The organism is Botrimarina hoheduenensis (assembly GCF_007859815.1).
GTDB classification, from domain to species: domain Bacteria; phylum Planctomycetota; class Planctomycetia; order Pirellulales; family Lacipirellulaceae; genus Botrimarina; species Botrimarina hoheduenensis.
Genome location: NZ_SJPH01000001.1, coordinates 269,229 through 287,719 on the forward strand (window position 1 = coordinate 269,229; position 18,491 = coordinate 287,719).

At 64.2% G+C, this 18,491-nt stretch carries 13 protein-coding genes; 5 read left to right on the forward strand and 8 right to left on the reverse strand.

The window, feature by feature from the left end:
• Window positions 1-56 precede the first annotated feature (56 nt).
• From Pla111_RS01010 to pilM, 3 genes are all read right to left on the reverse strand, one after another.
• Window positions 57-2,033 (reverse strand): hypothetical protein, encoded by a 1,977-nt coding sequence (locus tag Pla111_RS01010; RefSeq protein WP_146570516.1) that lies wholly within the window; start codon window positions 2,031-2,033, stop codon window positions 57-59.
• 94 nt (window positions 2,034-2,127) lie between these two features.
• Complete coding sequence (locus Pla111_RS01015) at window positions 2,128-3,501, reverse strand: hypothetical protein (RefSeq protein ID WP_146570518.1); 1,374 nt, start codon at window positions 3,499-3,501, stop codon at window positions 2,128-2,130.
• Window positions 3,502-3,584: 83 nt separating this feature from the next.
• On the reverse strand, window positions 3,585-5,834 hold the full coding sequence (gene pilM / locus Pla111_RS01020) for a type IV pilus assembly protein PilM (RefSeq protein WP_197524648.1): 2,250 nt from the start codon (window positions 5,832-5,834) through the stop codon (window positions 3,585-3,587).
• A 381-nt stretch (window positions 5,835-6,215) separates the two neighbouring features.
• Between pilM and cmk the strand changes: the two genes are divergently transcribed.
• The 4 genes from cmk to Pla111_RS01040 all read left to right on the forward strand — a co-directional run bounded on the left by cmk (window position 6,216) and on the right by Pla111_RS01040 (window position 11,009).
• A complete protein-coding gene (gene cmk / locus Pla111_RS01025) occupies window positions 6,216-6,914 on the forward strand; it encodes a (d)CMP kinase (RefSeq protein WP_146570522.1) in 699 nt (232 codons plus the stop codon).
• Window positions 6,911-7,591: a lysophospholipid acyltransferase family protein gene (locus Pla111_RS01030; RefSeq protein ID WP_146570524.1), complete on the forward strand. Its 681-nt coding sequence runs from the start codon at window positions 6,911-6,913 to the stop codon at window positions 7,589-7,591. The genes cmk and Pla111_RS01030 overlap by 4 nt, the downstream gene beginning before the upstream one ends.
• 335 nt (window positions 7,592-7,926) lie before the next feature.
• Window positions 7,927-9,864, forward strand: a complete 1,938-nt coding sequence (locus Pla111_RS01035; protein WP_146570526.1) for a 30S ribosomal protein S1 — start codon at window positions 7,927-7,929, stop codon at window positions 9,862-9,864.
• A gap of 278 nt (window positions 9,865-10,142) precedes the next feature.
• Complete coding sequence (locus tag Pla111_RS01040; protein ID WP_146570528.1) at window positions 10,143-11,009, forward strand: sigma-70 family RNA polymerase sigma factor; 867 nt, start codon at window positions 10,143-10,145, stop codon at window positions 11,007-11,009.
• A 233-nt stretch (window positions 11,010-11,242) separates the two neighbouring features.
• Here Pla111_RS01040 and tsaE read toward each other — a convergent pair whose 3' ends face one another.
• From tsaE to polX, 5 genes are all read right to left on the reverse strand, one after another.
• Complete coding sequence (gene tsaE / locus Pla111_RS01045; protein WP_146570530.1) at window positions 11,243-11,692, reverse strand: tRNA (adenosine(37)-N6)-threonylcarbamoyltransferase complex ATPase subunit type 1 TsaE; 450 nt, start codon at window positions 11,690-11,692, stop codon at window positions 11,243-11,245.
• The gene (gene thiL / locus Pla111_RS01050; RefSeq protein ID WP_146570532.1) at window positions 11,689-12,594 is read right to left on the reverse strand and encodes a thiamine-phosphate kinase; all 906 of its coding nucleotides are present in this window, start codon (window positions 12,592-12,594) and stop codon (window positions 11,689-11,691) included. The genes tsaE and thiL overlap by 4 nt, the downstream gene beginning before the upstream one ends.
• Window positions 12,595-12,683: 89 nt before the next feature.
• Window positions 12,684-14,078, reverse strand: a complete 1,395-nt coding sequence (locus Pla111_RS01055; RefSeq protein WP_231930537.1) for a trypsin-like peptidase domain-containing protein — start codon at window positions 14,076-14,078, stop codon at window positions 12,684-12,686.
• A gap of 213 nt (window positions 14,079-14,291) precedes the next feature.
• Entirely contained in the window at window positions 14,292-14,684 is a 393-nt protein-coding gene (locus tag Pla111_RS01060) for a hypothetical protein (RefSeq protein ID WP_146570534.1), read from the reverse strand.
• A gap of 116 nt (window positions 14,685-14,800) precedes the next feature.
• Window positions 14,801-16,576, reverse strand: a complete 1,776-nt coding sequence (polX, locus tag Pla111_RS01065; protein ID WP_146570536.1) for a DNA polymerase/3'-5' exonuclease PolX — start codon at window positions 16,574-16,576, stop codon at window positions 14,801-14,803.
• 226 nt (window positions 16,577-16,802) lie between these two features.
• Between polX and Pla111_RS01070 the strand changes: the two genes are divergently transcribed.
• Entirely contained in the window at window positions 16,803-18,446 is a 1,644-nt protein-coding gene (locus Pla111_RS01070; protein ID WP_197524649.1) for a DUF1549 domain-containing protein, read from the forward strand.
• Window positions 18,447-18,491 lie beyond the last annotated feature (45 nt).

Below are 18,491 nucleotides of genomic sequence, written 5' to 3' on the forward strand. Positions count from 1 at the left end.
GCGGAAGCAAGCGGGGAGACAATAAACGGCATGCTTCGAGCCAACGGGTGTATGGCTTAGAAATCGCCTCGTCCGCGGCCGCCCCCTTCGTTGTAGATGGCTCGGCCGCCCGCTCCAGCGCCCTGCTCATCGGCCTCGAAGACCGCTTTGTGATTGTTGATCGCTTCGGCATCGTCCAGCTGATGACGAACAAACAAGCGGCCCGAAGCGTCCATCAGCAGCGTGCGGATCGGCTTCTTGTAGTCGCGTGTGATGTCATCACCCCCGGTGAAGTCGCACAGCGTGATGCCCGTGTGAAACACGAAATCGTCCGCCTTGATGATGAACCGTTGATCGGGCGACACCACCTCGGCGTCTTGTGTCGAGTTCATCACGTTGCCGATCGGCACCGACTGTTCGATGCCCGATCGGGTCGCTCGGCCATCCTCGTCCACGTCGTAGGCTTGTACCAAGAAGGTGACGCGCCCTTCGCTGTTGGCCTGATTCTTGGCCGGCAGCTTGGCCTCGGTGATGTGGACATCGCCCGCCATGGGGATCGAGATTAGCCGACTCGGCTCGCTCCACTCCGTGAAGCGGTAGCTGCGGTACTTCTTGTCAGAAACACGAGCCGCGGCTTCGGCGTCGAGGTAGCTGCGTGAAACGAGCTGCGGGTTGTTCACGTCGGCGAGCACCAGGCGCACGCGGTAGCGATACTGGCGGCCGGGCTGAGCCGTGAAGTCAAAAAAGCGGACCATCAAAGAAGGTGTCGTGGGCTCGTCGCCGGTGCCCGGTTGTCCGGGGCTACGCGACATCGAGCGGGGCCCCATTTCTTCGCCGCGCATCGAGCGGCCACCACGCATCGAACTACCGCCACGCATCGAACTACCGCCACGCATCGAGCGGCCTCCCTCGCGGGGCATGCTTCGGCTGCCACCCAGGCGTGAAGTGCGGGGATTGAGCGACGTATTGCCGCCGAAGCCCAGCTCATCGACTCCGTCGGGCTGTTCCTCTTCCAGGGGCTCTCCCTCCAACGCTTCTAACGCGGCCTCGGTCTCAATGGCGAGCGGCACGTCGCGATGGACCACTCCCGACGGCCAGGACTCGCCCACGAGCGGTGGTAGGGGCATCGTCAAGGCGGGGTCTTCGTAAGCCGGATCCATCTGCTCTTCCGCCCCCGCCACCCATTCTTGCGTCAGCCGCTCAAGCGAGTTCTCGTTGAAGGCGGGGCCGATGGTGCGCCCCTGACCATCGGTGACCGGCACACGCGACCATTGACCGGTTTTGCCCTCACGGACCTCAGCTCGTTCGACGAAGTACCCTCGGTACATGGGGTAATCATTGGCCGGGTTGTATCCGCGCGCGTTCTCTAGCTGTTCGTTGTAGATCTTGTACTGATCAAGTAGCGGGGCCTTGGCGACCACCACGGCGCACGAGACGGTACGGATCAGCTCGTCGCCGTCCATCGAGATGCTCGAGTCTCCCCGCAGCGAGCCAGCGGGACGGAGCCCTTGGGACTCTTCCTCGGGTTGGTTGCCCGGGCGGCGACTGCCTGGCTCATCGGTGGCGTTTTCTTGTTCCTCGCGGCGGCGGCGTGCCTCTTCCGCTTCGCGCCGCTGCTCTTCCAGCTGTCTTTGGCGAATGATGTCTTCGTTGATAAACGCCATCAGTCCCGTCACCCCCACCCCCTCCACGTCTTGTGCAGCGAGCAACGGCGGATCGACGCGATCGATCGTGGGTGGCACCACCGGGCGGCTCCAGTCACGGGGCTTGGCCGGGACATAGGCGGTGCGATCGACCTCCGATGAGCTCGAGTTTGACGGATCGAACGACTTCTTGACGTTCTCTTCCGGGGCTTCCGACCAGCTGAACTGGTCCCACCGGCTGCTGGTCTGCGTTGCCTCGGTGGACAGATCGGCCGTCTTTTTCGAGTACCTCTCAATACCTGTTGAGGCGTAGAGCAGATACCCCGCTACGCCCAGCACGCCGAGCACGATGACCTTCTCGCAATGGGCGAGCAGCAGATGCTTCAAGCCGCCGGTTCGGTTGTTGTTCATCGAACGAGATTCCTGCAGTCGGTTGTTCGTAAAGGCGGAAGCGGAGAGGTGATTTGCCCCTCACACCAAGGCAACGGGGCAGGGGAAACGCCAATCAGAGCGATTCTTCGCCCCCGGCCGCTACTTCCATACGTCCCGTGTCGGGGGGATTGAAAATGTAGACCGATCCTTGCAGCACCACGTTGCTAATGTTGGGCGTGCGATCGAAGGTGATTACGTCAGCTCCGCTTCCCGTGTTGTTGCTGCCTGTGCGGAAGTTGTCAGTCCCTTCGGCGTTGATGCGCACCTGATCGACTTCAACTTGCAGCGGGGCGTTGGCCAGCTGAATGATCAGCTCGTTGAGCCAGCGGCGGTCCATTTCGAGCGACATGCGAATCGGCAGCCGCTTGTACTCAACACCAAAGCTGTAGCTGTCGGGTTCGACTGCCATCGGTAGACCCTGCGTATCGAGGTAGCGGTTGGTGAGCAGCTCAGCAGCACCTCCCCCTTCTCCCGGGAGCCCGCCACCGCCCTCACCGGGATAGCCGCGGCCGCCTTCCGAGAAACCGGCACCCCCATCGCTGAATCCGCCGCCCTCACTGAATCCGCCCCCCTCGCTGAATCCTCGGCCACCAGCTCCGTCACCAGCCTCAGGAACGTAGAGCCTTCCGGCGGTTGGCGTATCGCGGATCGCTGCGGCCCCCACCGAGAGCTCCTCAATCACTCTGACGGCCGCCTTCGACTGACGTTTCGAGCCGGTCGCCTCGTTGGTCTTGGCGATCGCAGTGAGCAGGGTTTCGTAAACCCAGAGGTCTTCTTGAGTCACCCAGATCTGAACCGACGAGGGGGTTTCTGCGAAATCCATCTGGGAACGCAGCGTGTCTTGATCGAGCCAGTCGACCATGTGCTGCGGCTCTTCGACGTCGACACCCGGGCTGCCTCCGCGCCCTCCTTCTCCCCCTTCGTCGAGGTTGCCGATACGCGAGCGTGATCGGCCCAAGCTGCTTCGACCGCCGCCAGAACCGCTGGATTCGAGCTCTTCGGCGTCGATGATTGCCAGCAGATCGGGGAACCGTTTCTTGATGTAATTCAAGTAGCGGTTGCGATAGTCCAGGCCGATCGGGTCGCCAAAGGACTTGCCCGAGAGGTGCCGAACGAAGGCGGCTCCGAGCTGATCGGGCCACTTCAAAACCGATTCCTTCTGCGAGTTGTAGAGCTCATCCCAGATGGCTTTGACCCGCGCCGCGAACTCACGATTCTCGTTGGCCTGCTTGGCGTTCACGTCTTCGTTGGGCATGAACGACTTGCCGGAAACGCTGCGCAGCTTGGAGAACTCTCCCTCGATCTTGCCCTTGGCGGCGGTGTACTGCTGTTGCAGCGCAGCGGCTGCGCTGAACCACGCCCCTACGGACAGGCCCACCACAAGCAGCGCGAGCACCCAGAAGTGGTACCGCTTGAGCCAGGTGAATGCGACGCGAAGTTGATCCATATCGAGCGACGGGCGTTAACTGTCGTGAGATTGATGAGGGCGGTTAGAGACGTTCTGCCAAAGAGCGATCCGCAGGGGGACGGCTACTCGAAGCTTTCTTCAGTGCTGGCGGTACTCTCTCCATCGCGGACGGCTTGGCGTTCGGTGCGGGGCGTTGGTTTCCAGACGAACTGGACAATGAAATCGTAGCGGCGAAGCTTCCAAAGCTCCGGCTCGTCGGGCAGACCCGCGGCACCGCGGAGCGCACCGCCTTCTTCCGAGCCCAGCCCGATCGAACGTCGGGAGCTTGATCGGCCTATCGAGGAGCGTCCGGCTCGCCCGCCCGCCGGTGAATCACTTTCTTCCGCGTCGGGGTCGGCTTCGACTTCCACGATTCGGCTGCGTGTAACCACAACCGGGAAGTCGATACCCAGCTCTTTGAAGCTGACCTCGATCATCTGGCCGCCGGGGCCGTCCGGCAGCTCGATCGTTCCGTTTTCGAGATTCTCGATGAGCGTCTCGCGGACGAAGCGCTCGCCTTCAAGAACGCCGTCGTTATGGAAATGATAGCCGGTCAGTTGGATGACCCAACCCGGGCCCGCCGGACCGCCGGCCCCTTCGCCTTCGGCCCCTGGTTCCACGCCAACATCGAACCCGCCCACGGACGGCTCGGCGTCGGCTTCTGGCGGGGCTTCTACTTCAGTCTCTTCGGCGGGTTCGGCTGGCTTGTCCGCTTCGTTCTCGCTGTCTTGCTCGGCGCGTGCGCGGAGCATGTCTTCGTACTGCGTCTGGACGCCCGTGAACCACAGAGAAAGGTCTTCAAACTGCTGGCAGTCCATCGAGCTGATGTGCAGCTCGGTCCTTTGGGTGACGTCTTCGGCCGTGCGCAGCCGTTCATCAACGGGGCGTTCGTCGCGCGGCATGGCGGCGTCGATTGCCTTGAGCAGCTCGATCCACAGCAGCTTTCCGTCGCGGTTGCTCTGAAGGTTGGTGGCGATCGTCCCCAGTTCTTCAAACTGCGTGACGAGCGTTGAGTTCTCGCTCTCGCCGCTCGACGCCTTCGAGGCAACCGCGTTCGACTGACCGAATGCCGGCTCCCAGCCATCCTTAGGATCGACCGTGCTCCAGGCACCGACGTAGCCGGCGTAGTTAGCGGCCATTGCCGCCAGCAGCACCGCTGCCGCTGCCGCGGCCCAGGGCTTCTTGGCCCGGATCAGGCGCTGAGTGACGATCTCGGCCGGCAGCAGGTTGGTCGAGATCTCGCTCTTGCCCAGACCTTGCAGGCACAGTCCGTAGGCCGGCGCAAAGCTCAGCCGATTTTCTTCAAACGCCGGCTTGGCGGTCACGCTGCCGCCCACCAGAGTCGAGAACTCGAAGTCCTCGATACCGGTGATCGAGAGGTCAAGGTTTTGTGCCAGATAACGCTGCAAACCGGGGAGTTTTGCGGCGTTGCCCAGCAGCACGACCTCGGTCGGATCGGGCGTTTTGTGATTGCTGGCGTAGAAGCCCAGCGAACGCTGGATCTCTCCCGACAGATCGCTAAAAACGGGCCGCATCGCTTGGAAGACGGCCTTGGGGTCTTCCGCCTTGGTGGCGTTGCGCTTGAGGTGTTCCGCCTTGCTGAACGTGAGCTTCAGCTCTTTGGTCAGCGCCTTGGTGAAGTGGCTTCCGCCCAGCGGGATGTTTCGCTGCCACACCCGATACCCGTTCGTGACGACCAGGTCGGTCGTGTCCACGCCGATCGAGAGCAACACGATCGGGGCCGGGGGAGCGTCGGGCCGATAGTCTTCGGCAACAAGCGGACCGATGCGGTCGAAACACGCGTAGTTGTAAACAGCCAGCGGGGTTAGCTGGATATAGTCGATCTCGATGCCGGCGTTCTGGAGCGGTTCGAGTGATCGGGCCAACTGATCGCGCTTCATCGCGAACAGCCCGATCTCGGTCTCGAGGGCAAAGCCCTCATCGACACTGCCACCGGCTAGGGTCTCGTAGTCCCAGACCACGTCTTCCAGCGCGAACGGAATCTGCTGACGGGCCTCGTACTTGACGATGTCCGGGATCTTCTTGGTTTCTACTGGCGGCAGCTTGATGAACCGCGCCAGGCCGCTCTGGCCAGGCACCGCCAGCGCTACCCGATCCCCTTTGACGTCATTGCGCGAGAGGAAGGTCGTGAGCGCCTCGCGGATCAGCTCCTCGCGATCCGAGTCGGGCTGGCTGAGAAGCTGCGGGTACTCGACATAGTCGAACGCCTCGACAACGACTTTGCGGTCGTCGGTTTCGTGCGGGCGGCAGCGCAACGCCTTGAGCGCGCAATTGCCGATGTCGATGCCCCAGATGGTGGCGGTCTTCGCCATAGATCGGTTCCGCTTTGTCGCAAGCCACGCGGTAATCAACGACCCAGTCTCGACGGGCGCAACACGCCCCCCGGCTCGGCCGATCGCCTCTACTAATAGGCATTCTAATCGCTTCCGGCAGATTGTGTAGCAAACCGGCCCCACCCGTTTGCCGGGGCGGAGGGGGGGCGGATTCGTCATAACCGGCCAATCCTCCTCCCAACAATCCGTGGGAGGGGCTATTTGAGCGTTTGGTAGCGGGCTGCCTGCGGCCGGCGGGCTCCGAGAAGCCGGACAGGTCCTGCGGGGCGGGTGGTCGGGAAGCGTCCCAGCGTGTTAGGCTGATCGCTTCCTGGCATTTGCCAAACCGCCGCCGTCCGAGTCGCTGCCCGTCGTTCTGGAATGATCGTGACCATCGACGGCCCCGCCGGGGCTGGAAAGAGCAGCGCTTCCCGTGCGCTCGCCGCACGGCTTGGCTTCCGCTTCCTAGACACCGGGGCGATGTATCGGGCGGTGACGCTCGCGGCGGTTCGTCGTGGGGTTGATCTGGAAGATGAAGAGGCTCTCGCCGCGGTCGCAGCGGACGTTGAAATCACGCTGGACGGTGCTCGGGTGCTCCTCAATGGCGAGGATGTGACCCGGGCGGTTCGCACGTTCGAAATCACCACCGCTACCCGCTACGCGGCCGATAACGCCGCGGTGCGAGCCCGCTTGGTCGAGTGGCAGCGCGAATGGGCCAACGAGACCGACGTGGTCGCTGAAGGCCGTGACCAATCGACCGTGGTCTTCCCCCATGCCGAGTGCAAGATTTTCTTGACGGCGAGCGAGGGGGTTCGAGCCGAACGCCGCTTCTTGGACCTCGTCGCTCGCGGCGAGCATGTGACCCGGCACGAAGTGCTCGAAAAGCAGCAGCAACGCGACTCACGCGATTGCACGCGGACACACGGTCCCCTGGTCAAAGCGCCCGACGCGATTGAGGTCTCGACCGACGGGCTTTCTCCAGCTGCGGTGGTGGATCGGCTGCTGGAGATCGTCGAGCGCTGCCGACCGCAGGATTCCGCCCACGCCAGCGGAATGCCTCAGCAGGGTGATCCGTCATGAGCCCTTCGGTAGACAAGCCCCTGGAGCCGCTACCTACCTACCGTCGCGGCTTGGCGAAGGCGGTTTGGTACGGCATGACGAGCACGGCCATCTGGTGCGTGGCGAAACTGGTTTATCGGCTCAGGATCGAGGGCCAGCGGCGCGTGCCGATGGAGGGCCCGGTGGTACTGGTGGCCAACCATCAGAGCCACCTCGACCCGCCGCTGGTCGGCGGGGCGACACGGCGCCAGCTGAGCTACCTGGCGCGTGATACGCTCTTCAAGGGCCCGCTAGGCTGGCTGATCCGCTCCTACGATGCCGTGCCTGTCGATCGCGACGGGAGCGGTTTGGCGGGCCTCCGCGCGACCCTCAAGCGTTTGAAACTGGGGGGGGCTGTCCTCGTTTTCCCCGAAGGAACCCGCACCCCCGACGGCGAACTGCAGCCGCTCAAGCCCGGTTTTCTGACCCTGGTACGCCGCAGCAAAGCGACCCTGGCACCGATCGGTTTCGATGGCCCGTACCATGTTTGGCCGCGCGGAGCGAAGGCCCCGCGTCTGACTGGCAGGATCGCCATGCACTATGGCGAGCCGATCGGCCCTGCCGAGGTCGCCGAGCTCGGCGACGACGATCTGCTAACGCTGGTTCGCGAACGGATAGCGACGGCGATGGTGGGTGCCCAAGCCCTTAACCGCCGCTAAGAAGGCCCCTTTTTGTTGCGCGGGTCCAAAGAATCGGGCCGGGGCCACTCTCCTTGCCGCACCAGCTGCCGCCGCCAAGAGCCCTGACAGCGATTTGCCCCACCCCTTCTGCCCCATCTCTTCTGCGGTGCCGCTGTTGTGCGCCATCGCGATAGCTGATATCGTTCGGAGCTTGGCGATCGCCGCCGATGGTGTCCATCGGACTCAGCGCGATCGCATCGATTCCTTTAGCCTTTGCGGATCGCCCCGCGCCGGCTGCCTCGGCAGCCCTGCCGCGGCACTCTCGGGCCGACTCTCGGTACGCGATCCCTACCCCCCCTGTAACACATAGCTTCATGGTCAATCGCAACCTGCTTCGCGAATTCGACGTCAACGAAGACGAACTACTCGCCGTCATGGGCGAAGAGGCCCCGGACGAGGCCTCATGGCTTGCCGGCGAAGATGTCTCGATCAACCAGATTGTTGAGGGCAAGATCGTCCGTGTGGACGGTGAGTTCGTTGTTGTCGATGTCGGCTACAAGTGCGAAGGCTTGGTTCCGCTGTCTGAGTGGCAGCCGGAGATCATCGAAGACGAATACGGATACGGATACGGCGACGACGACTACGACAGCAGCGATAGCGAAGACGACGACACACCGGTTGCCGAAGAGCCGCCGCCGGAAGTCGGACAGACCGTCCGCGTGCTGGTTGAAAACGTTGAGGACGTCGCGGGTCGTCACGATGACCGCGGGATGCTGGTCCTCAGCAAGCGCAAGGCGGAGAAGATCGAGCAGTGGATGTCCGTCATGGAGAAGGTCCATGAAGGAGACGTCGTCACCGGCACGGTCAAGCGGAAGATCAAGGGTGGTTTGCTGGTCGATATCGGCGTCAATGTCTTCCTGCCCGCGAGCCAGGTCGATATCCGTCGCCCGCACGACATCGGCGAGTACCTCGACAAAGAGATCGACTGCAAGGTTCTCAAGATCGACGAAGAGCGGCGTAACATCGTTGTGAGCCGTCGCGCGTTGATCGAAGAAGAACGCGCCGCCAAGAAATCGGACCTGCTCAAGGTTCTGCAGGTGGGAGACCTCCGCAAGGGCGTTGTCAAGAACATCGCCGACTTCGGTGCCTTCGTCGATCTGGGCGGCATCGATGGCCTGTTGCACATCACCGACATGAGCTGGGGCCGCATCAGCCACCCCAGCGAGATGGTCAAGATCGAAGACGAGCTGGAGGTCATGGTCCTCCACATCGACTACGAGCGTGAGAAGATCGCGCTGGGCCTGAAGCAGAAGAGCGCGAGCCCCTGGGAGAAGGTCCCCGCGACCTATCCCGTTGGCACCCGCATCAAGGGCCAGGTGGTCAACGTCATGTCCTACGGTGCCTTCGTCAAGCTGGAAGACGGCATCGAGGGCCTGGTGCACATCTCCGAGATGAGCTGGACCAAGCGCATCAGCCATCCGAGCGAGCTCGTGCAGGTCGACGACACCGTCGAAGTGGTGGTGCTCGGCATCAACCAAGAGAAGCAAGAAATCTCGCTCGGCATGAAGCAGACCCAGTCCAACCCGTGGGACAAGGTCGCCGAGCGTTACCCGCCCGGCCAAGAGGTCGAGGGCCGCGTGCGCAATCTCACTAACTACGGTGCCTTTATCGAGATCGAAGAGGGCATCGACGGCCTGCTGCACGTCTCAGACATGAGCTGGACCCGCAAGGTCAGCCACCCGAGCGAGGCGGTCGAGAAGGGCGACATGCTCAAGTGCAAGGTGCTTTCGGTTGATACCGAGCGTCGCCGGATCGCCCTGGGGCTCAAGCAGCTCGACGAGGACCCGTGGGTCAACGACATCCCCAACCGCTACCAACCCGGTGAGCTGGTTAAGGGCAAGGTCACCAAGATCACCAACTTCGGCGTCTTCGTCGGCTTGGAAGACGGTCTGGAAGGCCTGCTGCACATCTCCGAGCTTTCGGAAGACAAGATCGAGAACCCCGAAGAAATCTGCGCCGTTGGCGACGAGATGGAAGTCAAGGTTCTGCGGGTCGATATCAACGATCGCAAGATCGGTCTGAGCCGCAAGCGGGTCGATTGGGCCGAGGAAGCCGCTGAGGCCGAAGAGGTCGCTGTCGCGGCCGAGCCTTCCGCTGCCTCGATCGCCGCGGCCGGCAACCTCAAGGGAGGCGTCGGCTCGGGAGACGGCCCGCTGTTCAAGTCGGCCTCCACGGAAGACGATGCTGCCGACGATGCCGCAGAGTCAGCCGCAGCGGCAGCCGAAGACACGGAGAAAGAGTCCGCCGACTGATCGTCGACGGCTTTTTAGCCCGCCCAGGCGGGACCATCGCTACAACCTTCACGACGCCGCGGGACCTATCCCGCGGCGTCGTTTTCTTTGGTGCGGCCGGTGCAGCACGCACAAGCGTCGCACGGCGCCCGGTTTGCCTCGTCGTGCAGATTTCCCTCAGCAGGCGTCGATATGCCTTGCTAGCACCCCGCACCGCGGGACACCGGGAAGGCTCTGCACGAATCGTAGCGAGCTGCCTCGGTTGGAACCGCACCCGCCCCCGCGACTCCTCCACGACTATGCCCGTCGCCAAGAAACGTCCGTCCGCCAGCGCGAGTGTCCAGTCACCACTGGAGACCTACCTGCGCGAGATCAACGAGACCGCACTGCTCACCGCCGCCGACGAGCGCGAGCTGGCCGTCCGCATCGGCGCGGGCGACCTCGCCGCCCGCGACCGCATGGTCCGCGCCAACCTACGGCTGGTGGTCAACATCGCCCGCGGGTACACCGGCAAGGGCCTCGGGCTGCAGGACCTGATCGAAGAGGGCAATCTGGGGCTGCTGCGTGCCGTGGAGGGTTTCGACCCGGCGGTCGGCACCCGCTTCAGCACCTACGCCAGCTACTGGATCAAGCAATCGATCAAGCGGGCCCTGATCAACACGGGCAAAACGATCCGCATACCGGCCTACATGGTCGAACTGCTGAGCAAGTGGCGGCGTGCCTCGGCACGGCTGACCGAAGAGCTGGACCGCACGCCGACTCCGGAAGAGATCGCCCGGGTGCTGGGTCTGCCGAAGAAGAAGCTGCCGATCATCAAGAAGGCGATCAAGATCTACAACGCCACGCCCCAAACCGATCAGGCCGATGCCGGATGGACGCTGGGCGACATGGTCATGGACGAGGGGCAGCTTGCGCCGGACGAGCGCCTCCTGGAGAGCGATTCGCTCCGTCACGTGCTCGCGATGCTCAAGGAGATGGACGAGCGCGAGGCGACGATTCTCAAGCTCCGCTTCGGCCTGGGCGGCGGCGAGCCGAAGACGCTCAAGGAGATCGGCGAGCGGCTGGGCCTCACCCGCGAGCGCGTGCGTCAGATCGAGACCGAAGCCCTCGCCAAAATGGCCGCCAGCCTCGACGACCCTGCCGCGTTCGCCAGCATGATGCGGTAAAGCCTCGTCGGCAACTCCGCAGCCCATTTCAACTCTCGCGCTACCGGTAGGCTGATAACGAGCCGCCGGGGTGCTTAGCTTGGGGTCATACCGTAAGCGAAGCGCGTGAGACCGCGACGGCGGTAGTGATTCGCAAGATCACCTCCTTCCGGGGTGAGCCTGGCACCCTGCACGCCAGGAATGAGGCTTACGGCGAGCATGATCGCCCGCGGACATGTGTCGTTGCTACCCCGCTAAGCCAGCTCCAGCCCTGCGATCGTTATCGTGCGCGCCTCGCCCGCGCCCAATTCAATCCGCATAGTAATCCTTTGTGGGGGGAGCAGATGCGTGACGCGGTCGCCCCACTCGACGAGGCACAGGCCCGGCCCCGCGGCCCCGCCCACGGTAAAGTACTCGTCCGCACCCAGTTCCAAGAACTCATCGTCGTCTTTCAGACGGTAGGCGTCGAAGTGATACACCGGCACGCGGCCCGTGGTGTACTCGTTGACGAGCACAAACGTGGGGCTCGTGACTTCGTCGTGGGCACCCAGGGCGCGGACGATCGCCTGCACCAGCCGGGTTTTGCCCGCCCCCAGCGGCCCGACGAGCGAGACGACCCTGCCGACCGGCAACGTGGCCGCCAGGCGTTGGCCGAGTGCTTCGGTATCGGCTTCGCAGGCGATCGCGATAGTCTGCGTGTTCATTGGTGTTCGTACCCCATTGGCTGCAGGGGCTGTTTCACGCCGTCAGCATCCTCCAGCCACAGGCCCGGCTCTGCCGTTATCACGCCCACAGGGTAGGCCTGCGGAAAGACGCCGGGCTGCAAGCGCGCGGCCTCTTCCGGCGGCAGCGCAAAAAGCAGCTCGAAGTCCTCGCCATCGGCGAGGGCGTGGTCGAGCGCTGTTCGGCCGCTGGCTGCGGCGCTTTGATGCGCGGCGGGAGTGAGGGGGATCGCCGTGGCGTAAAGCAGAGCACCGACCCCGCTGGCAACCGCCATCCGATGCAGATCGAGCGCCAGCCCATCGCTGATGTCGAGCATCGCATGGAGCGAGAACGCCGCGTGCAGCGCGAGGGCTTCCGACACGCGGGGCGTAAAGTCGAGATGCTTGCCTGCGAGGCTGCCGCCCAGCGGGCCCGTCACGCAGAGCACATCGCCCGGCTGAGCGCCGCTGCGGAGCACCACTCCGCGGGAAGAGGGCTCGCCGAGGGCCGTGACCGCCACCACCAGCGGGCCGGGTCCCGTGTTGGTGTCGCCCCCCACGAGGGGGCAGTCCCAGCGTTCAGTGAGCGGCAGCATGCCCTCGATAATCTGCTGACCCAAGCGGGGATCGGCTCCGCGTGGCAGCGCGAGGCTCACCAGCGCGCCCCGCGGCTGCGCTGCCATCGCCGCTAGATCGCTCAGATTGACGGCTAAGGCTTTGTAGCCGATCTGAGAGGGCGTGTGCTTAGCGCTGAGGAAGTGGACCCCCTCGATCAGCAGGTCGGCCGTGGCGACAACCTGCGGGGTATCCAAAGCCACCAGCGCGGCGTCGTCACCGATGCCCGGCCGCAGCCGCCGCGAGCTGGGCAGGTGGCTCGATAGCCAGCGGACGAAGTCGTGTTCCATGCCCGGCAGCGTAAACCCACACCGCCGCTCCGCCCAGCCGCCACCGTCCTATCGAGCGGCCGGCGTCGTACTTGCGGTCAGCGTCTGCTTTAGCGACGGACCGCCGCTGAGCGGACGCTTGCCACGGGCATCTCGCCGAACAGCGTCTCACCGTCACGCAGCACGTAGAATTTCACGGCCGGCATGGTAGCCAGCGTGCGGTTGGTGACGATGTAGCGGATATCATCTTCAGAGGCGGTTTCCCAGCGGTGCATGCCCACCAGGATGTCGCCCGCGACGATCCCCTTTTGGGCGGCCGGGCTGCCGGCACGGACATCGAGCACCCGCATGCCGCCGCGATACTTCGTGTTCAGAGAAGCAAAGGTTGAACGCGGCTCGACGTCGAGCGCCAGGCCGAGAACTTCCCAGGCGGCATCGTCTTCGTCAGCAGCAACGGCAATGGGCTCGGTGTCGAGAACAGGGCTGTCGGCCCCCCGCTGGGCGAGTGCCATCCGCAGTTCCAGACGACGCTCTCCGCGACGAACAGCCACCGGCAGGGCCTCGCCCACGCGCTGGCCCAGCAGAGCACGCTCCACGTCGAGCGAACGCTGAACCTGTGCCCCGGCAACCTGTTCAATCCGGTCGCCCACACGGATGCCCGAGCGGGCCGCGGGGCTGCCCTTGGCAACGCCGCTGACCGTTACCGCGCCGTCGCGGGCGACACCGGTCGTTACACCGTGCCACTTGCTTTCAAGCCGCTCGACACTCATCAGATTGGCGGTCACTTTCAGCGCGTCGTCCACGGGGATCGCGAACCCGATCCCCTGAGCGCCGGCCCGCACCGCGACGTTGACCCCAACCATGCGGCCTTCAATATTCAGCAGCGGGCCACCTGAGTTGCCCGGATTGATGCTCGCGTCCGTCTGGATCAGGTCGTCGTACGACTGGGTGTCGCTCACCTGCACGTCGCGTCCCAGCGCGGAGATGATCCCGCGGGTGACGGTGTGCTCGTAGCCGTAAGCGTTGCCGACCGCGATGACGGTTTCGCCGGTCATCAGGTCGGCCGAGGAACCGATCTCGATCGTCGGCAGCGACCGACCCGCATCGATCTTGATGACCGCCAGGTCGGTTTTGCGATCGTTGGCAACCAGCCTGGCAATGCGCACCGAGCCGTCGTCGAGCGTGACACGAATCTGGCGAACGCCGTCCACAACGTGAAAATTGGTGAGGACATAGCCACGGCCATCAACCACCACGCCCGTACCCATGCCGTTCACCTGCCGCGTGGCCCCGGCAACGCCCTTGTCGGTGTCGGCAACGGTTTTGCGGCCCTGGATGTTCACGACCGAAGGACGGACGTTTTGGACCGCCCGAACGATGGGCGACATCCGCAGTTCCGACACCTCGGCCTGGGCCGGCGGCGAAACAAGCAGTGCCAGCATCGAGAGCAGGCAGGTTCCGGCGGCGCCGATCGGGTGCAGGCGTCGGGTTGTCGAATTTCGCATCGGCGGCGGCGGGGGTATCGGCGGGAGCGATCTGTTAGCCAGCCGCGCCACGGTGCGATGGCGCGGCTTGTTACGGCCGGACCGGTCGGGTCGGCACGTTGTCAGATCGGTCCCCCTCACATCCGGCTCCAGCGGCAGAACCCGAAGCCCTCACAGTCGGCCTAAGTTCACACTCAGTTCTCGCGCTGTTCAACAGAACGTCTCACGCCGTGATCAGTAGTTGGCCGGAACCATCCCGCGCGGCGCAGAAAAGGGCGGCTTTGTGGGAGCCGGAAAGAACCGGCCGGGGGGCCCCGGAAACTCGCTGACCGCTGCCGGGCGGCGCAGCAGCGGGGCCTGGTCCGGGGCACCAAGGGTTAGAGCCGGTGGTCCGTACCCTGTGGCGTCGCTGACTGCGTTGCCGGCCGTGTCGCCGTAGGGGTCGCTGTCGGGGCCACAAGCGGCCCCCTCGGCCAGCGGCCACTCACGCTGGAAATAGCCCAGCACGTCTTCCGTGACCGACCCGCCGCCACAAGTGCCGCTCGCCGCACCGCACGGAGCCAAGGCGCACCCAGAGGGGGCTCCCAGCAGGGCCGCTAGCAAGAGGGTTGCGGAGGACTTTTGCATTTCTGCCGTTGATCGCCTGAACCGAGGCGCGCACCCCGTGGCGCGTCTACAAATAGGCGAATCGGCTCCGCCGACCCCGCGTCTTCGGCAAAATCTGCGCAACCGGCAAGGCTTGCCTATTTCTGGCCGCTCCCCGCAAGCGGTAGCTCAGCTAGCGGACGCGTGTTCGCGACGTCAGCGGCCGTAAGTCCGGCCCGACGGGCCTGCTGAACCCCGTGCCGCAACACGCCGAATCCGCTTACGCTGTGGGCGTCGGAGCTGATCACAATCCCCACGCCGCGGGCCTTGGCCGCCGCACAGTGTTGGTCATCCAGATCCAAACGCAGGGGGTTGGCGTTCAGCTCGAGCAGCTTGCCGTGTTCCGCGGCAGCAGCGATCAGCTCATCGACATCCAGATCGTAGGGCGGGCGTTTGTTGATCAGCCGACCGGTGGGGTGGGCGATGATCGCAACGGCCGGGTGCGCGATCGCGCCGAGCAGACGCGCCATGATCTTCGCGCGGGTCTGGCTCTGGCCGTAGTGCAGGCTGGCGATGACCCAGTCCGCCTCGGCGAGCACATCGTCGGGCAGATCCATGCCCCCCGCTTCGAGAATATCGCATTCGATGCCGCGGAGCACGCGAAAGGCATTCCCCTCGTCAGCCAACCGCTGATTAACTCGATCGATCTCTCGCCACTGGGCTCGCAATCGCTCAGGATCTAAACCGTGCGCCATGGTAACGCGTTGCGAGTGGTCGGTGATCGCGATGTACTCGAGTCCCCGTTCTTGAGCGGCCGCGACCATCTCGTCCAAGGTGGCCGCGCCGTCGGTGGCGCTGGTGTGCATGTGCAAATCGCCACGCAGGTCGGACAACTCGACCAGCGGCGCGAGCTCGCCCGCTTCTGCTTCGGCAAACTCTCCGCGTGCTTCGCGCCGTTCGGGCGGAAACAGGGGCAGCTTGATCGCGGCGTAGACGCTCGCTTCATCGCGGCCTGCGACCGCGTGAGCCGGATCGTTGTCGGGGTGATCCGCCGGAAAGACGCCCCACTCGTTGAGGCGCAGTCCGAGCGCCTTGGCCCTGCCACGCACTTCGACATTGTGTTCCTTTGAACCGGTGAAATACTGCAGGGCCGCGCCGAAAGCATCGCTCGGAACGATCCGCAGATCAATCTGGAGCCCCGACTCCAGCCGGACCGACATTTTGGTTTCGCCGCGGGCGATGGTCTCGGTGACCCCCTCGAAATCACCGAAGCGATCCATCACGCGGGCAACCCGATCGGGCAGCATCGCCGGGCCGATATCGACAAGCAAATCAAGATCGCCAATCGTTTCTTTGCCGCGTCGGTAGCTGCCTGCCGGTTCGCGGCGCTGGATCGCTGGTTCTGCATCGAGATGCTCCAGCAAGCGCGCCACCACCAGATCGGCATCGGCCCATCGCAAACGCTCGCCGGCCGCGGCGGCGTGGGCGATGCCCGCCAGCAGGGCTTCTTCGGTCTTCTTGCCGAAGCCCTTCACGGCGCGGACCTGTTCGGCCTCGCACGCGGCTTTGAGTTGTTCCAACGAGGCGATGCCCAGTTCTTTGTGCAAGGCCGCCGCTTTCTTGGGTCCGAGCCCCGGCACCCGCAGCAGCTCCAGCACGCCCGGTGCCACTTGCTCGCGGAGTTCGTCCAGCAGTGACAGGCGTCCCGACTCGGCTAGTTCGAGAATCTTCTCGGCCAGGTCCTTGCCGATGCCGTCGAGCTCGGTGAGGGCCGATGCCCCTTGATCGGTCGCGATCGCAGCCAGGCTCTGTGTCGCGTCTTTGACTTTGCGGGCCCCGTTGCGATAGGCACGCACCCGGAAGGGGTTGGCCCCCTGAAATTCGAGCAGGTCCGCGATCGTGTCAAACGCGGCCGCAATCTCGCGATTGGTCATTTCTGTTTTGCCGAGCAACAGGAAATCGTGCGGGAGAACGGATGGAAGGCGGGGGGCTCGGTTGTGTCGAGCCGACTGCCTCGGTAGAGAAAGGCCCCCCCGAGAAAAACGTAGACGCGCGGGCCGCCCCTTCGCTAGGCTGTAATCACGGAGAGGATCGTCGCTGGTAGGGTAGGACGTTCGTTCGCGTCCGAGCCCGTTGCAGCAACCCCGTAAGGAACTTTTCGTGGCGACTCGCCAAATAAAGCTACGGATCGTTCTAACGCTTGGCGGACTGCTCGCCTTGGCTGAGGTACAAGCCACAGGGCCGACTACCCAACTGGCTCCCCAATCGGCTCCCCAACCCGTTCTTGGCGCGACCGTTCAGACTGTCTCGGCCACGATCGGCATTGATGACGGCAGCCCCGCTTCAGTAGCGCGCACGATCGATCAACTGGTGGAAGCGATCGCTCGTGAGCAGGGGGTTACTCCCGGCCCGCTCGCCAACGACGCCCGCTTCTTGCGACGGGCTTCGCTCGATCTGTGCGGCGTGATCCCGCGTGTCTCCGACACGCTCGACTATGCCGCGGATCAGGACTTGGAAAAACGCGCGCGGGCCGTGCGCAAGTTTGTTCGCTCGCCCCGCTACGCGACGCATCTGGCAACCACCTGGGCTGACCTGCTGATCCCGGCCGACCGAGGCGACTTCGCGCAGCGGCTCAACGCGGTCGGTCTAGAGAACTGGTTGCGCGATCGGTTTGCCCGCAACGTGCGTTACGACAACGTGGTCTACGATCTGCTGGTGGCGACCGATGCGGGGCAGCTTGGTCCCGCCTCTTACTTTAGCGCCCACGAACTGATGCCCGAGCGGCTCGCCGCGAATTCATCACGCCTGTTGTTGGGAGTCAGCCTCGACTGTGCCCAATGCCACGACCACCCGTTCACCGACTGGAAGCAGACCGACTTTTGGGGCTATGCGGCGTTCTTTGCCCGTGTCCGCGCCGACAACGCGATGATGCGGCCCGGTGGAGCAACGCGCATTATCGATTCCGATCGTGGCGAGGTGCGGCTACCAGGCGATGACGCGGGCGAACCCATCCCCCCGCGTCCGCTCGGGGGGGAGGTGGTCGAAGACTCAAGTTATGAGTCGCGTCGCGAGCAACTCGCACTGTGGATGGCCGAGCGAGACAACCCGTACCTTGCCCGCGCGGCGGTCAATGCGGTGTGGCGGAAGATGCTCGGTCGCGGGCTCGTCGAGGAGATCCGGGCCGACGGCGCGCACCATCCCGCCACGCACGCGAGACTGCTCGATGAAATCGCCGATGCGTTTGTTGCAGCGGGTTTTGATCTACGCTGGCTGCACGAAACGATCGCGCTCACCGACGCTTACGCGCGACAGAGCACGAGTGAGTCCGATTCGGCCCCGGCGAAAGCCTTCGTGGCCATGCCCCCCCGAAGACTCTCGGCCGAGCAGCTTTACGACTCGTTAAGCCGATTGGCACGCCCCGCAATCACCGAGGATCCGTTTAGCCCCAACCCCGCCCGCGAGGCCTTCGTTCAGCGGATGCGGTCGGGAGGCGAAGACCCCCTTGCCTACACCGGCAGCACGCTCCAAGCGCTGGTCATGCTCAACGGCAGCACCGTGCAAGCAACCGCTGAACCAGCCGAGAGCGGGCTGACTGCCGCGCTCGAGGCACCCTACCTGTCAGACCGCGAGCGTATCGAGCTGGTCTTCATGGCGACGCTGGGCAGGCCGCCGCTGGAAAAAGAGGACCACATCTTTAGCGAGCATCTCCGCGCGGTCGGTGACGATCCCGCACATCGTGCGGCAGCGCTAAGCGATTTTTTGTGGGCTTTGGCAAACTCGACCGAGATGGCGTTCAACCACTAAGTGGCAGAAGATCCTCCGTTAGCTCCCCCACTCTTTCAGGGGTTT